Genomic DNA, 12,562 nt, shown 5'->3' with positions numbered 1-12,562 from the left:
CTGATGGACGCACATAAACACGACCCGCACGGGCATGAAGGAGTTGACGCCGACTCGGGCCTCAAGAAGCGCCTAATCGTATCCATAACGCTCACGAGCGTCATCTTCCTTGCCGAGCTCATAGGCGGGTTCCTTACGAATTCGCTTGCCCTCATGACCGATGCGGCGCACGTCTTTATGGACGTTTTCGCCCTCTCCCTTTCCCTTTTCGCCATATACATAGCCGAGCTTCCGCCGACCGAAAAACGGACCTACGGGTTCCACAGGGTCGAGGTCTTCGTATCGTTCATCAACAGCTTCGTCCTCGTCCTCATAACCGGCTTCATTTTCTACAAGGGCTTCATCCGGTTCTTCAACCCCGAGCCCGTCGAGAGCGCGGGGGTGCTAATCGTGGGCTCCATAGGCCTTGTCGTGAACCTTGTCGTCGCGAAATGGCTGCACGGCCACGCAAAGGCCGACCTGAACGTCAGGAGCGCCTTTATACACGTCGTGGGCGACGCGGCTGCCTCGGTGGGAGTCATAGTCTCGGCGGCCGTAATATATTACACGGGATGGTATCCCATCGACCCGCTCATAAGCATGGCCATCTGCGCGCTTATCATAAACGGGGCGGTAAAGATCATAAGGGAATCCTCGCACATACTCCTTGAAGGTGTGCCGAGGGATATAGATTTCAACAGGGTCAGGGACGACATACTCTCGCCCGAGGGCGTATCCGGAGTGCACAGCCTCCACATCTGGTCCATATGCCACAACGTCTACGCCCTGAGCGCGCACATCGACGTAGTCCCGACACAGAGGTGGAGGATGGGGGAGATATTCAGCGAGATTAACGAGAGGCTCGCGCACGACCACCACATATTCTACACCACCCTGCAGGCCGAATGCTCCGGATGCGAGCCCAATGACATATTCCGGAAAATAGCCCATAGGGGGCGCGGACACCTGCATTGACATCCGGCAACCTCAAGAATTTGATCTTTCTCCCGGACTCTGGGTAGTTACAGGAATAAAATGCTCACATATTTGCATTATATGCTCCGCTTTTTATTCCCGGCCTTCCTTGATTTCGTGAAAAACCTCTGATTCTTCGAGATTGCCGGATGTGGTATAATTGAATGCAGGCATTATGTTTCCAGCCCAATTCCAGCCCAGGGGGGTGCCATGCCACAAGAGAAGCGGTTGGGGGTTGAAGATCTCGCCTGGAGGTGCAGCCCCGAGAGGTTCTCTTTCGCCACTACAAACGAGCTCCCTTCCCTCCAGGAGATAATAGGCCAGGACAGGGCCTTGAGCTCCATCCAGTTCGGCCTCGGCATCACCAACCACAACTATAATATTTTCGTCCTGGGCGACACCGGAGTCGGAAAGTCCACCTCGATAAAAGGCATAATAGAGGCCAAGGCCAAGGGCGAGCCTGTTCCCGAGGACTGGTGCTATGTCTTCAACTTCGAGGACGTGGACACGCCGACAGCCATAAGCCTGCCTCCAGGCAGGGGGGCCGAGTTCGCCGCAGACATGGACGAGCTCGTCGAGATGCTCTTGCGCGACATCCCGAAGGTCTTCGAGTCCAAGGACTATGAGAAGCACAGGGACGAGATAATTGAAGGGCAGCAGGAACGCACCAGGGCGCTCTTTTTCAGGCTGGAGCAGAGGGCCATGGAAAGGGGGCTCGTCCTTAAAAAGACCGTGAGCGGCCTTGCGGTCGTGCCTGCCAAGAACGGCAAGCCCATGAGCCAGGAGGAGTTCGAGTCCCTCCCTCCCGAGCGGAGGGCGATGATCGAGCAGGACCTTGCAGTCATGCAGGACAAGCTCTCCGACGCCATAAGGGAGGCCCGGAACATAGAGAAGGAGACCAAGGAGCGGATAAACGCCCTGGACAGGGAAGTCGTCCAATACGTGGTGAACCCCGCGATAAACGAGCTCCTCGATAAGTTCAAGGAGTTCAAGGGGGTGGTGGATTATCTATATAAGGTGAAGGAGAATATCCTTAACAATATCGACGACTTCAGGCCCAAGGAGGAGGTCCCGCTCGCCATAGGGGGCCTCAGGCTCCAGAAGCCCGAGCCATCGTTCGAGCGCTACAAGGTGAACCTCTTCGTAGGCAACAGGGAGTCCGAGGGCGCGCCTGTCATCTACGAGTCCAACCCCACATACACCAATCTTTTCGGGAGGATCGAGTACAAGGTGCAGCTCGGGGGCGCTACTACCGACTTCACGATGGTAAAGCCCGGGAGCGTGCACAAGGCCAACGGCGGCTATCTTATCGTCAACGCCCTCGACATACTCCGGAACATATTCGTCTACGATTCGCTAAAGAGGATGATAAAGAACAGGGAGGCGCGCATAGAGGACCCGTGGGAACAGTACAGGATCGTATCCGCCACGACTCTCAAGCCAGCGCCCATCCCGGTCAACATAAAGCTCGTCATCATAGGCGAGCCGTTCATCTATTACCTCCTCTATAACCTCGATACCGAATACCGGAAGCTTTTCAAGGTCAAGGCCGACTTCGATACCGTCATGCCGAGGACCGACGCCAATATCGAGAAGTACGCGTACTTCATAGCCACCAGGTGCAGGGAGGAAGGGCTACTCCCCTTTGACAGGACCGGGGTTGGAAAGGTGGTGGAGTTCGGTGCGCGGCTTGCGGGCGACAGGGAGAAGCTCTCGGCCAGGTTCAACGAGGTGACGAACGTCATCGTAGAGGCGAGCTACTGGGCCGGGATCGAGGGGGCCAGGACCGTCTCGGCCTCGCACGTAGAAAAGGCCGACGCGGAAAGGATATACAGGAACTCGAAAATATCGGACAAGCTCCGGGACTATATAAAGGAAGACACCATTATGGTCGCGACCGTCGGGAAGGTGGTCGGCCAGGTGAACGGCCTCGCCATCCTCGACCCGGGCGACTACGCCTTTGGAAAGCCTTCGAGGGTCACGGCCCGGGTCTTCATGGGGGACGCGGGAGTAGTGAATATAGAGCGTGAAGTGAAGATGAGCGGCCGCATTCACAACAAGGCCCTGATGATATTCACGAGCTTTCTGGGCGAGAGGTTCGCGCAGAAGTTCCCGCTTACCCTTTCGGCGTCCATAACCTTCGAGCAGCTTTATGAAGATATAGAGGGCGACAGCGCAACCTGCACGGAGATATACGCGCTATATTCGAGCCTTTCGGGCATTCCGCTCGACCAGGGCATAGCCGTAACCGGCTCCATGAACCAGAGGGGCGAGGTGCAGCCCATAGGCGGCGTGAACGAGAAGATAGAGGGCTTCTTCGAGATATGCAAGGCCAAGGGGCTCACCGGCGGCCAGGGAGTCATCATACCCAGGAGGAACGTAAAGAACCTGATGCTCAAGAGGGAGGTAGTAGAGGCGGTAAGGGACGGGAAGTTCGCCATATTCCCCATAGAGCACGTTGATGAGGGGCTCGGAATATTGACCGGCATGGCGGTCGGCGAAAGGGACGAAAAGGGCGGCTTCCCTGAAGGAAGTGTGAACCGGCTTGTTGAGGCGAGGTTGGAGGCGCTTGCAAGGAGTTTCAAGGAGTTCGGAAGGCCCCCGGCCAAAAAGGAACTGCCCGGCGGCGAAATGGGAGAGGCCGCAAAGGGAACGGACGGGAAGGGCGGAAAATGAGACCATCCCTCGTCGAGGCGGAGGGATTGCCCCTCAATGCAAGCCGCAGGGTATGAGGTCAGGGAGAGAGAGAAGAGATGCTGGTCTGTGAGATATTCAAGAGTATACAGGGGGAGTCGAGCTATGCCGGGCTCCCCTGCGTTTTCATAAGGCTTGCCGGCTGTAACCTCGGGTGCAGATGGTGCGACACCCCTTACGCCAGGGTCCCTGACGAGGCTACGGAGTTCTTAATCGAAGAGGTCCTGAGAGAGGTTACTCGCTACGGGGACTGCGGACTCGTCGAGATAACCGGCGGCGAGCCGCTCCTCCAGGAAGAGACGAAAGAGCTCGCCCGGAGGCTCCTGGATAAGGGCCGAACGGTGCTCATAGAGACCAACGGTTCCGTTCCGGTCTCCGGCCTCGACGAGAGGGTCGTAAAGATAGTCGATGTGAAGTGCCCTTCGAGCGGGCACGCGGGCTCCTTTCTCCTCGAGAACCTCTCCCATATAACTCCTGAGGACGAGATAAAGCTCGTGATCGCGGACAGGGGCGACTACGACTGGGCAAAGGAGTTTATCGAGGAAGTGCTCCGGGGGCGGACCGAGAAGGTGCTCTTTGCGCCGGTAAAGCCCGACTTGAGTCCCAGGGACCTCGCCGCCTGGATACTCAGGGACGGGTTGCGGGTGCGGCTCCAGCTGCAGCTCCATTCCTACATATGGCCGGAAGAGCGGGGCAGGTAAGGCTTTACTTTCCCGGCTCCAGCCTGTAAAATCCCTCCTGGAAACATGGAATAAGGAGAACCCCGGCCTCGCCATGAAGCCTTTTATAATAGCCTCGGTCGCGCTCTATATCCTGAGCGCAGCCACCGTATTAATCCACCACGCGTCCGGCTCGAAAAAGCTCGGGAGCATCTCCAGATGGCTCCTCGTTCTGGGCCTCCTCGTCCATTCCGGGGGGCTAATCGAGCGCATCATATCAACGGGCCACGCACCGATGGCCTCCATGTACGAAACGCTCGTCTTTTTCAGCTGGACGACCGTCCTCGTGAGCGCAATCGTGATATTCAGGTACGACGAGCGGGAGACCGAGGTCATAACCCTGCCTGTAGCCGTCCTCGCCCTCGTATTCGCCCTCATGAACGAGAAGCCGGGCGGGCCGCTTACGCTGGTCCTCCGGACCGTCTGGTTCGAGACGCATGTCATATCCTCGTTCGCGGCCTACGCGCTATTTACGCTCGCCTTTTCCGGGGCGGTCATCTATCTCTGGAAGAAATGGAAGGGGATTCAGGCGGAGGACATAAAGAAGTTCCAGGAGATAGCCGCAAAGAGCATACTATGGGGCTTTTTCTTCTTCTCGGCCTCCATGTTCGCCGGGGCCGTGTGGGCGTATCTCGCCTGGGGCACCTACTGGCTCTGGGAGCCCAAGGTCATCTGGTCGTTCATAGTCTGGTTCTACTACGCCGGGGCCATGCACGCGTGGTACGTGAGGGAATGGCGCGGCGTGGGGCTCTCGATCGCGACGGTCCTCGGCTTCTTCGTCGTCCTTTTCACCTATCTTGGAGTATCGCTCCTCATGAAGAGCAGCCACAGCTTCTGAGCGCGGAAAACGGAAAACGGCCTTTAACGCCTATTTTGTCTTTCCCTTCCTCCACCACATGACAGCCGACCTCTTGTGGAACTTCGCAAGTAGCACGCCCTTCTTTCTTACGAGCTTGCCTTCCAGGTAATCCCTGAGCTTACGGTCGTGCTCCTCGGTCACGATGCCTATGTACTCCTTCCAGAACTCGATTGCCTCGCCGATATCATCAAAAGGCTGGTCGAAATCGTATTCGATTATCTCCACGTTGGCGAATATGCCGAGAGAATGGAGTGCCGAGTAGGTTTTGAAGTAGTCGGCCCTCTCGCCGAATGGCTTGTTGAAAAGGAGGGGATACAACTCCCTGTAGTAGAACTTGTCCGCCATGGGGTCCGCGTTCTCTATAACGAAAACCGCCTTCCTCGCGAGGCGGTCCATCTCCTTCAGGTTCTCCTCGGGATAGGAAAGGAGTGCCGGGACGTTCGCGCAAATGACAGCGTCGTGGCGCTTTAGCTCCGCTTTCCCCCATTCCGCGTGGACAGGGCGTATGCCCTTTATCTTTTCCCTTGCCATGTCCTCCCTGAGTATCTCAAGCATGGCGGCCGACGAGTCGAGCGCCGTCACTGTTTTCCCGGCTTTGGCAAGCGGCATGGACAGCGTCCCGCATCCCGCGCCTATGTCGAGGAACGTCTTCGCGTCATCGGCCCTCGGGAGTATCACCGAGAGCGCCTTTTCGGGGAAATCGGTATGATCGAGCCCCCTCCTGTACCACCGTGCCTTGAGCCTGTTCCAGAAACCCTGCATACAAACCAGCCTCCACTTAATCATGTTCGGGTCGAATTCCACGCAGCTCGCTGCGCTTGTATTTGACTCCTCCCCTTAGGGATAGGCAGGGAGGGGGTGAAGAAATATCATCCTCCCATTAAGCCCCTCCCGCCTGATTAAGCAATGGGGAGGGAAAGTTTAAAGATGCCCCGGAGCTTCCGGCGGGGAGGTCATTCGAATAACTTGAACGGGGCCCTCAGGAGCCTCTCGATGATGCCGAAAACGTTCCGCCTTATGGATTTTACGGGCATCGGCGTGACCGACGGCTTCCTCAAGTCGCCTTCCATCTCGAAATAGAGGCTCACGGTGCTGTCATTGTCCCCTGTTATCACCCAGCCCGCAAGCGGTATGTTGGATATGAGCCTGTCGAGCGTGACGAACGGATGAAGCGCGATTGTCGCGTCTATGGCCAGCGCCGGGGTGTTTATCTCGCCTACGGCGGACATGCGCATGACGTTGCTGTCGAGGAAGAGGTCGTCTGTCGAGATAACGCCGTCGGTCAGCATGAAGTGCCCCTCTATGCCCCTGTGCGGCAGGCCCGAGCCGCGCAGCAACTCGTCTATCGTGAGTATGTTCACTATGGCGAAGATGTCGGATATGAAGCCGAAACGCCAGAGCCTGCCGTTTTCCATGGAGAGCGCCGCGTAGCCGTTAAGGCCCTGCCGGAAGGGCTCGGCCCCCCTCGTGCCCGAAAGGAGTATGCTCCCGCCGAGGCCGCCGGAGAGTACCCTCCTTTTCACGCCGAAGGCCTCGATCATGCTTCTCGTCTGGATATTGGCGAGGTTGAGGTCAGCTGTGAAGACGAGGGGCTCGTCCTTGTCGATGAAGTATATCGCGCTCCCTGAAATCGTGCCCTCGTGCATGTTGATGGATGCCGGGTTGAAAATGGCGATCTTCCTCCCGAGCTCGACGTTTGCCGAAAAGGACTCGAACCGGTGGCCCCAGAGGGTCCCTTCCGCCGCGCTTATCGAGCCAGCGCCGCTCAATTTCACCACTTCCCTCCGGAGCCTTTCCCGGAACCCCTCCGGGCCGTCCTCCCTTTCCTCTCTCTTCCTCGGGAGGACGTCAGTGATATGGAAACCGGGGAAGTCGATTGAGAAGCCCACGATTTTTTCCGTGATATCGACGAGGTCTATCCTTCCGTTCATCCGCGTTGAGCCCGTGGCGATGTTCCCGATTACGAGCGAGGCGCTGTTCCCCTCAAACTCGGCTCTTGCCTCCACGTTCTCTATCGGATTTTTAAACAGCTCGGTCTCGAACCGCCCCTCCGTTATGCCGACCGCACCTTCATATACGGGCCTTTCTCCAGAAGCTTTTTCAGTCCTTACGGAAAAAGAGACGAGGCCTGAGGAGGGGAAGTCCCTCTTCAAGAGCGGGGATACCTCGTCAAGGTCGGATATGAGAAGCTCCTTTGACGCGACGGAGAGGGCGTAGTCGCCCGCGCCCCTGAACGTGCCGCTTCCGCTTACAGCCGACCCTCCTATATTCACGCGGGCTTCTTCGATAATCGTCTCCCCGCCCCTTCGCCCTCCCACGGCGACAGCACGGAGCGGGAAACCTTCGGCCTTCTCGACTAACCTTCCGAAGGATACCCGGGAGCCTGTTGCGTCGACCTCAGCCCTTGCGCTCCAGTCCTCGGGGCTGCCCTCAGCCGTCAGGGAGAATGGCACGGCCCCGGCGACCATGATGTCGTTTCCCCTTTTTTTCAGAAACGCCTTGAGCGTCTCGGCATCAAGGCCCCCGCTTGCGGCAAGGCTAAAGCGGGGGCCTGGCCTCCTGTAGCCTTCGACCACGCCTGAAAGGGAGATATTCGAGCCCTCGACGACCGCTTTCGATTCATGGACGCGGAGCGTGTCTTTGTCGAACGAGGCGTTTGCGTCAAGGGAGCTTATTTTTGCCGGGATGCCCTCGTAGGAGAGTGCGCCGTCTCTTATTACGGCGTCCCCGGAGTATTCAAGCGGAATCCTTTTCCGTAGCGCCCCTGAAAGGCTGGCGTTTAAAAGCATGCTCCCTTCAGCTTCAGCTTTTGAGAGCCTTTTTTTGATCTCCTCCCTGGCGAAGCTCTGTATGAGGCCAGCGGTCTCTTCTATGTCCATTGAGGCCTCGAACGAGGCGTCGAACGGGGCATTGCCTGAAAGTTCCCTTGCCGTGCCGCTTAGGCGTCTTATCATTTCTTTGCCGTATTGCCCGGAAAAGCCGGAGACGGTCAGGACCGCGTCCTTGAAGGAGACCTTCCCGGAGATGCCCTGAAAGGGTTTTTCGAGCCCCTTGTACTTGAATGCGGCGTCGTCGATGGACGCGGAAGCGGACGCGCTTACCTTTCCCTCAAGGATGGGCTTTAATCCAAGCCAATCCAGGCGGCCTTCCATCTTGAGTTCGTCAAGCGTCACTGTCCCGCCGAGCGGTTTTACCGTAGCGATCCTTTCGGCGGCACTCGCGGGCATGGCCCTTACAGGCAGGAATTCGAGGAGCTTTTCGATCGGGACCGGGCTTGTAAAGGCCTCGAGTGAGAAGGTCCTTTCGCCGCCCGGGCCGCTTACCTCGAACCGGCCTTTCACCCTGAACCCGGCCAGCTCTATATCTATCTCCTCAAAGGCGAGGCCGCTCTCTTCCGCCTCCTCGCTCCGGGTTAGCCTCATGGTCCCCGAGCCGGAGGGCGATACGAGCGGATCCTTGAAAAGGGAAGGGAGCGCGGCTTCGAGCCCCCTGTACGAGATGTCCGCTCTCAGCATGTCCTCGTCGTTTATGACATAGGAGAGGTCGAGATCCACCCTGCCTTCGACCGAAGCGCCCGGGACCCTCTCCCGTATGTAGGGGTTGAAGGCCGAGAGCGCAAGCCCCTCGACCGACCCTTGCCCGTTTACGGCCCCTTTCTCGTCCATTTTTCCCGAGAGGGCGAGCGGCGTGGATGGCAGGAGAGTCCCGTCTGCGCCGAAGGTATATACGTCCCCGGTCCTTTCCGCCATCGCGTTTATCCCCGAGACCTCGAACCTAGCCGCCTTGTCCGGAAGCTCGTCGATAAAAACCACCCGCCCGTTCCTCAAGTCCAGTGTCTTTACGGACATCTCCCGTTCGCGGTCTTCCTCGGGCTGCCTTTCGATCCCTAAAAACCTCGATACATTCAGGGTCCCGTCATCGTACCTCTTAAGCACAAGGTCCGGGTTTGCAAGCTCAAGCTTCTGGAAAACGGCATTCCCCAGAAGGAGCGGCAGGAGAGAGAGTCTCGCATGGGCGCGGTCCACGGTAAAAAGCATTTCGCCCTCGTGAAGCACCTCTGCCCCGGAGACCTCGAGATCGGGGCTCGGGAGCACCTTGAGGACGATCCTCCCGAGTTGCACCTCTCCGTCAACGCGCGACTCTATTATGGACTCTATCCTGGGCGTGAACCTGGTAAGGTCGAGCGGCATGAAAAGGAGAAAGACCAGTACCGAAAGCGTCAGTACGGATGAGCCGATTACGAGCCAGGGGAGTATGCGCCTTTTTTTTCGGGTCTGGTCTTCCAAGACAGCGCCTTTCGAGAGAAGGTGCCTTAAAGACTTCCAGGCTAAGTTGATGGTTTAAGGGTTTGGCTTCCCGGAAGGGGGGGCGTTTGAGAAGCGGATATCCCCTATAAAGGATTCCGCCGAGCTCCTTGTATCATCAGAGTCTATCATGACCGAGACCTTCCCGATCCGCGGAGGCTCTTCATTGAAAAGCTTCTTATAGTCCTCGTAGACGTTACGCGTTTCGCTATGCCATGCGCCGAGCCCGTCCGGGCCGCTCTTGAGGACCATATACCTCGTATTCCCTGTTTTCGTGCTCCTGACCGAGCTGCCTGCAGGGGCCGAGGTGTCCCATATATAGCCCACCACCTTGCTGTTGACCATGGCAGGCCACTTCGGGAATATCACATAGACCTGGGCTGCCTGGTCGTCCTTCGATTTTTCCCGGACGTCCGCGCCCTGAGGGAGTGCAGTAACCTTCCATTTCCAGCTTAGATAGGGGTAGTCCTTGAGCTCGAATTCCACGTCCTTGTAAAGCGCCGAAGAGGTCCTCTCGCTCTTCAGATGTATCGCAGGGCCGAAATCCTCCTTGACGACTTTGAAATCGGCCTTGCCCTTCCACTCTTTCACCTGCCAGCCCTCTGGCGGCCCCTGCGGAGACGGCTTTATAGGAACTTCGATGCCGCCTCCGGCAAGAGCGTGGCCGAAGAGGAGGGAAGCGCCCAGGAGCGCCGCGAATGAAGCTTTCAGGGCCCGTGCCGATGGAAGTGCTCTGGAATGGGTCCGCTTAAGTAAACCTATTTTCATTGCAAATTCCTTTATGCGCGAAAAGTGGACCGCGCGGTACTTTTGCCGTTTATTCGGGTAGTTACGGCGCTACAAGCTCTGAGTATATATTAGAAATTCCCGGCCTGCAAGAGCCAATCCGGAACGCCTCAGAACCCGGGGATAAGCCTTTTGAGCCAGCCGTCCCTCGGCGAGATGGCCCCCTCGGGGCATAGCTCCTGGCAGCAGTAGCACCTTATGCACCGGTCATACTCTATCTCGATCCGGGACGTTTTCTCCATTACGCCTGCCGGGCATACGCCCACGCATATGCCGCAGAGCGTGCAGTCTTTATCGTCCACATGCGGCCTCGAGGTCAGGGCCTTTCTTAACGACCTGTCAAGAAAGCCGGGGAAATTGGCGGCGAAATTCACGTTCGACTGCGGGGGGAAGACGAAGTCCCTTATTCGGAGCCTTGCCGGGTCCTCGCCCGCAACCGTCACCTTTTCAGGCCTGCATTCAAGCCCCCGTTTCGACGCGGCCTTGAGTATGGGAACGTCCCTCCATGACGCGCCGAGTATCGAGGCCGCGGTTGAGTCCATCTTTACGCAGTCCGTGCCGGCGAATACGAGGCCGAGCTCCCTGGGCTCTCCGCTACCGGGGCCGTTTCCCTGCATTGCCACGACCCCGTCCATTACCGTGAGCCTTGGGGCGAGGTAAAGGGAAAGGTCGAGGAGCATGTCGGCGAAGTACCGGCTCTCGACCCCTGCCGAGAGGTGCCACTGGGGCTTGAGTTTGCCTGGCACGCACCCGAAGAGGTTCTTTACGGCCATCGTAAGGTGCATCTGGACGTGGGTCTTAAGCTTCGGGAGGTTCACGATGCCGTCGCACTCGATCGCCTCTTTTGCGACCTCGAGCCTTCTGAAAGTGTGGCCATTGGGGTTCTCGGCGACGACTAGAGTTGCAAGCTCTATTATTTCCACCCCCATTCCTTCCGCGATGTCGAGAACGCCGCATTTTTTCGCGACCGCCCTGGCGCTCCCGAAACCGGGGCTGTCGCCGATTACCGGCATTGCCCCTGCCTCTTTTATGAGCGCGAGCATTGCCCTTACGACCTCGGGGTGGGTCGTGACAGCGGCATCCCGAGGCTTTGCCGCCAGGAGGTTGGGCTTCACGAGTATGCGCTCGCTTCTCTTTACGAACCGCTCAATGCCGCCAATGAGACCGACGGCCTCGGCGACCGCCTTCATGACAGCGGCTCTTTCGTAGGAGGCGCATCTGGTTATGGATACGTCGGCCATCGGATACCTTCCTCATTGTAAGGGCTACTTGACTTAACTCAATATCTCACAGGCTGCTCAAAAAGCTCAAGATGCAAGGAGTCGAAAAATGAGGAATGAGGCGTACTTTTATTGTACGCTGCAGTGACGAATTTTGAAGACGACGCAGCAGATTTGGCTTTTTCAGCAGCCTTTAATCGGTCCAGAACGCCCTGGGCCTCAGATGCTCCCGGATGCACAGGGCCAGGTTATTCACGAGCCCTGGGTGGCTGTTCGTGACGAAGATCCTGCCTTCGATCGTGAAGGTCTCGCCCTCGACCCTCTCAATGGCCCTCCCCTTTAGAAGGTCTTCAAAGAAAGGCATTATCTTGTCCTTCATACGTAAACGCGTATCTTCCAAAAATACCGCCAGTGAGGGGCGTAGCTCAAGCACCCTCCTTATGAAGGCCGCCACCTCGGGCTCTTCTATGTTCTTCGGGGGTGAAGACTTTACTTCCACGTAGACGAGCCTCCCCTCGACCGAGGCTACCACGTCGTAGTCGCCTCCGGCCGCCCCGCCCTTCAGGCGCACGCCCCAGAGCGCGGGGGAAGAGAACTCCCTCTCGAAGGCGTTTGCCACGAACCATTCGAGGGTGTCCCCGAAGCTGAAAACCGCCTCGGCCTTCAACCTGTACGCACCGCCCCCGGTCTCTTCGATCACCCTCCTGTCCAGGAGGAACTTCAAATACCTCTCGACCCATTCGAGGCTCGAATACTTCAAAAGGTCGCCTGCCCTGAAAGACCGCCTGTTCTTTATGACGTCCCTCACGAAAAGCCTGAAGGAATACTTCTTGAGCATCCCGTAGAGCTCGTCCTCGAAAGGCTTCTCCAGGTCCGGCGGGAAGAAGAGGTATTCGGTCGGGTTCGAGACGAGCACGTCGAACCCCCTCCGTAAGAGCATGGCGGCTACAGGGTGCGGAGCCTTGTCCCTCATCTCCTTTTCCACCAGACCTCCGAGCGGATTTTATCAGAAATGCAGATTGAAGG

At 57.7% G+C, this 12,562-nt stretch carries 9 protein-coding genes; 4 read left to right on the top strand and 5 right to left on the bottom strand.

Annotated features, from left to right (window positions below; all coding sequences use genetic code 11):
- Positions 1-3: 3 nt before the first annotated feature.
- The 4 genes from K8I01_04020 to ccsA all read left to right on the top strand — a co-directional run bounded on the left by K8I01_04020 (position 4) and on the right by ccsA (position 5,205).
- Positions 4-954, top strand: a complete 951-nt coding sequence (locus K8I01_04020; GenBank protein ID MBZ0219583.1) for a cation diffusion facilitator family transporter — start codon at positions 4-6, stop codon at positions 952-954.
- 210 nt (positions 955-1,164) lie between these two features.
- On the top strand, positions 1,165-3,630 hold the full coding sequence (locus K8I01_04015; GenBank protein MBZ0219582.1) for an AAA family ATPase: 2,466 nt from the start codon (positions 1,165-1,167) through the stop codon (positions 3,628-3,630).
- Between the two features lie 77 nt (positions 3,631-3,707).
- Positions 3,708-4,349, top strand: a complete 642-nt coding sequence (locus tag K8I01_04010) for a radical SAM protein (protein ID MBZ0219581.1) — start codon at positions 3,708-3,710, stop codon at positions 4,347-4,349.
- A gap of 73 nt (positions 4,350-4,422) precedes the next feature.
- Positions 4,423-5,205 (top strand): cytochrome c biogenesis protein CcsA, encoded by a 783-nt coding sequence (gene ccsA, locus K8I01_04005; GenBank protein ID MBZ0219580.1) that lies wholly within the window; start codon positions 4,423-4,425, stop codon positions 5,203-5,205.
- Between the two features lie 30 nt (positions 5,206-5,235).
- Here ccsA and K8I01_04000 read toward each other — a convergent pair whose 3' ends face one another.
- The 5 genes from K8I01_04000 to K8I01_03980 form a co-directional block, all read right to left on the bottom strand.
- Positions 5,236-5,988: a class I SAM-dependent methyltransferase gene (locus K8I01_04000; protein MBZ0219579.1), complete on the bottom strand. Its 753-nt coding sequence runs from the start codon at positions 5,986-5,988 to the stop codon at positions 5,236-5,238.
- A 191-nt stretch (positions 5,989-6,179) separates the two neighbouring features.
- Positions 6,180-9,512: an AsmA-like C-terminal domain-containing protein gene (locus tag K8I01_03995; protein ID MBZ0219578.1), complete on the bottom strand. Its 3,333-nt coding sequence runs from the start codon at positions 9,510-9,512 to the stop codon at positions 6,180-6,182.
- 54 nt (positions 9,513-9,566) lie between these two features.
- A complete protein-coding gene (locus tag K8I01_03990) occupies positions 9,567-10,298 on the bottom strand; it encodes a DUF3047 domain-containing protein (GenBank protein ID MBZ0219577.1) in 732 nt (243 codons plus the stop codon).
- 128 nt (positions 10,299-10,426) lie between these two features.
- A complete protein-coding gene (locus K8I01_03985; GenBank protein MBZ0219576.1) occupies positions 10,427-11,557 on the bottom strand; it encodes a DUF362 domain-containing protein in 1,131 nt (376 codons plus the stop codon).
- 172 nt (positions 11,558-11,729) lie between these two features.
- The gene (locus K8I01_03980) at positions 11,730-12,521 is read right to left on the bottom strand and encodes a hypothetical protein (GenBank protein ID MBZ0219575.1); all 792 of its coding nucleotides are present in this window, start codon (positions 12,519-12,521) and stop codon (positions 11,730-11,732) included.
- Positions 12,522-12,562 lie beyond the last annotated feature (41 nt).

The sequence above is a fragment of the Deltaproteobacteria bacterium genome (genome assembly GCA_019912665.1).
Taxonomy (GTDB): domain Bacteria; phylum Desulfobacterota; class GWC2-55-46; order GWC2-55-46; family GWC2-55-46; genus UBA5799.
This window is presented reverse-complemented; position numbering and strand designations above follow the sequence as displayed.

What these genes read in the sequence shown, in the direction of transcription:
- K8I01_03990 (MBZ0219577.1), bottom strand. Translation starts at nt 10,298, where the DNA reads ATGAAAATAGGTTTACTTAAGCGGACCCATTCCAGAGCACTTCCATCG.
- ccsA (MBZ0219580.1), top strand. Translation starts at nt 4,423, where the DNA reads ATGAAGCCTTTTATAATAGCCTCGGTCGCGCTCTATATCCTGAGCGCA.
- K8I01_03985 (MBZ0219576.1), bottom strand. Translation starts at nt 11,557, where the DNA reads ATGGCCGACGTATCCATAACCAGATGCGCCTCCTACGAAAGAGCCGCT.
- K8I01_04015 (MBZ0219582.1), top strand. Translation starts at nt 1,165, where the DNA reads ATGCCACAAGAGAAGCGGTTGGGGGTTGAAGATCTCGCCTGGAGGTGC.
- K8I01_04010 (MBZ0219581.1), top strand. Translation starts at nt 3,708, where the DNA reads ATGCTGGTCTGTGAGATATTCAAGAGTATACAGGGGGAGTCGAGCTAT.
- K8I01_04020 (MBZ0219583.1), top strand. Translation starts at nt 4, where the DNA reads ATGGACGCACATAAACACGACCCGCACGGGCATGAAGGAGTTGACGCC.
- K8I01_04000 (MBZ0219579.1), bottom strand. Translation starts at nt 5,988, where the DNA reads ATGCAGGGTTTCTGGAACAGGCTCAAGGCACGGTGGTACAGGAGGGGG.